Genomic DNA, 2,844 nt, shown 5'->3' on the forward strand with positions numbered 1-2,844 from the left:
CGAGGACGACGCCGCGCGCGAGGCCGCGAGCCGCGCGATCCCGGCCTACGCCCCGAAGCTCAGGCTGGCGGCGTTCCTGGCGCGCACGGACACCCGGCCCGCGATGTTCAGCCTCACCAACTTCGACCAGAACGACGAGGTCTTCCGCGCCGACATCGAGGCGGGCGCCTTCCCGACGCCGCTGCACCCCGGCGGCGTCAACCGGATCGACCTGCGCGACGCCGCCGAGGTGATCACCACCGCGCTGACCGACGCGGACTTCGCCGCGGGCTCCCACCAGCTCCTCGGGCCCGAGGCGCTCAACGGCGAGCAGCGCGCCCGGATCGGGGCCGAGGAGCTCGGCCGCGAGGTCGTCTACACCGGCGACGACCCCGAGTGGCGCCAGGCGTTCGCGCGCAGGCTGTCCGGCCGCAAGCTCGCGGACTGGATCCGCAGCTTCGAACTCCTGAGCTCCGCGCCGATCCCGACCGACCCCGCCGAGGTCGACACCATGACCGAGCTGCTCGGCCGCGCGCCCCGCACCCTGCGCGACTACGTGCGCGACTCCGTCGTGGGGGCGAGGTGAAAATCGGGTTCACGCTGCCCCAAGCCGGAAACGTCGCCTGGCAGGCCCCGCAGGCGGCGAGGTGCGCGCGCGAGCTCGAACAGCTGGGAGCCGACAGCCTCTGGGTGATCGACCGCCTGCTGTCCCCGGTCAACCCCACCGTCGGCCACAACGGCGGCGAGGGCTTCCCCGAGGAGTTCCGCGCCGTCCTGGACCCGTTCGTCCTGCTGGCCGTGGCCGCCACCGCGACCGAGCGGGTGCTCATCGGCAGCAACGTCCTCAACGCCCCCTGGTACCCGCCCGCGCTGCTCGCCCGCGCGCTCACCACGCTCGACGTGCTCAGCGGGGGCCGCCTGGCGCCCGGCTTCGGTGTCGGCTGGTCCCCGGACGAGTTCGAGGCGGTGAACGTCCCGATGTCCGAGCGCGGCTCCCGCCTGGACGAGACCCTGGACGTGCTCGACCAGCTGTGGACGGCGGATCCCGCCGAACACCGGGGAAAGCACTGGACCCTCCCCGCCACCCGCGCCGCCCTGAAACCGACCCGCCGCCCGCCGGTCTACCTGGCGGCGTTCGCGCCCGCGGCCATGCGCCGCGTCGCGACCCGCGCGGACGGCTGGCTCCCGGCACTGGTCCCGCCCCGCAGCACGGACATCGAGGCGGCGGTGACCAAGCCCTGGGCGCTGATCCGCGCCATGGCGGCGGAAGCGGGCCGCGACCCGGACGAGCTGGACGTGATCCTGCGCGTCTACCCGTCGGTCCGCTCCGACACCGCCGTGGCTGAGGTGGTCGAGCTGATCAAGCGCGTGGAGGCGGAGTCCGAGGTCCGCCACGTCCTGGTGGACCTGATGCACCTCGCCGACGACGTCGACCGGGTGCTCGACCTGGCCGCGACGGTGCTGTCGAGCGCGCGGGGGTAGCCGGGGAAGGGGGCGCGCCGATCAGGCGCGGCGACGTCCCCGGCGCGGGGAAGGCGCTGTTCACGCCGGAGCGGATCGCCGGGGTGGATCGCCGGGGTGTGGCGCGGTGGGCGCCACCAGCCAGTCGTCGGGCGTGATGGGCCTGGACGAGGAGGACCCGAAGTTCTTTGACACAGGACTGACCGTGGTGGCGTCCCGCGCGCTGACGCGCGCGAACCGCCGAGGTCCGGGTGGACGGCCCTCCCGCCGGTCACCCGCGCCTCGTCGTCCACCGCGACCGCTCTGATCACCCCTGGGACAGTTCCCCGGAAGAGGCGGAAAGCGTTGCCATGCGCAGATCGCGCCTCTGCGGAACTGCTCGAGGTCGTCGCTCGGCCCGGCGGAGCGTGATCGACCGCGTCGGAGGTCAGAGCCGGGACAGGGCGAAGGCGGTCAGGAACCCGGCGACGGTGATCAAACCGCTCCACAGCCTGGCGTCCTCGAACGCCTCGGGGATCATCGTGTCGGCCACCATCGCGAGGATCGCCCCGCCCGCCAGCGCGGTGATCCCGGCCAGCACCTGCGGTGAGGCGCCGCCCAGCACCCCGTGGCCGAGCATCGCGGCCAGAGCGCTGATCAGCGCGATCCCGCCCCACAGCGCGAACACGTACCGGGGACCGCGCCCGGCCCTGCGCATCCCGGAGGCGCTCGACAAGCCCTCCGGGACGTTGCTGATGAACACCGCCGCCACCGTGGCCGCGCTCACCGACCCGCCGCCGAGCAGGCTCGTGCCGATCACGATCGACTCCGGCACCCCGTCCAGCAGCGCGCCCAGCGCGATCGCCCCGCCGGACCCGGCCTGCTCGTCCTCCGAGGGCTGCTGCCCGCCCGAGCGCTTGCGGTGCCGGGCCCCGCGCCCGGCCAGCACCACGTTGGCCAGCGTGTAGACCACCGCGCCCACCGCCGTCCCCACCGCGGTCGCGGCCAACCCGCCCCGCTCGTGCGCCTCGGCGACCAGTTCGAACGACACCGCCGACAGCAGCACCCCGCTGCCGAAGGCCATCACCCCGGCCACCACCGCCGCCGGGACCCGCGCCAGGTACCCGACCAGCGCCCCCAGCAGCAGCGCCGACCCGGCCAGCAACCCCCACCCGCCCGCCACCCACAACCCCGGCACCGGCGCCACCCCCCTCGTTAAGCCGACCCGCGCGACTACCCGATCCGCCGCCGCCGAAACCACCCCCATCCCTCCACAGTGGACTGAAAGCGCTTGCCTGAAACCCGTGGGAAAATGCCCATATTCGCTGCCAGCAAGAATATTTCCCATCACCCCCCGATCTTGTTTCCCCGCCGAACACCGCTACAGTCGCCCACCACATCAGCACGCAGCGCGCGGACCACCAC

The 2,844-nt window shown here is 73.7% G+C and carries 3 protein-coding genes; 2 read left to right on the forward strand and 1 reads right to left on the reverse strand.

Annotated elements, in window-relative coordinates:
- The coding region (locus ACTUAL_RS14000) for a hypothetical protein (protein WP_440900542.1) at positions 1-565 on the forward strand (565 nt) is incomplete at its 5' end.
- Positions 562-1,461: a TIGR03619 family F420-dependent LLM class oxidoreductase gene (locus ACTUAL_RS14005; protein ID WP_096493854.1), complete on the forward strand. Its 900-nt coding sequence runs from the start codon at positions 562-564 to the stop codon at positions 1,459-1,461. The genes ACTUAL_RS14000 and ACTUAL_RS14005, both read left to right, overlap by 4 nt.
- Positions 1,462-1,867: 406 nt before the next feature.
- On the opposite strand, the gene ACTUAL_RS14010 is transcribed toward ACTUAL_RS14005, so the two are convergent.
- The gene (locus ACTUAL_RS14010) at positions 1,868-2,617 is read right to left on the reverse strand and encodes a ZIP family metal transporter (protein WP_440900543.1); all 750 of its coding nucleotides are present in this window, start codon (positions 2,615-2,617) and stop codon (positions 1,868-1,870) included.
- Between the last annotated feature and the right edge of the window lie 227 nt (positions 2,618-2,844).

The sequence above is a fragment of the Actinosynnema sp. genome (genome assembly GCF_052038725.1).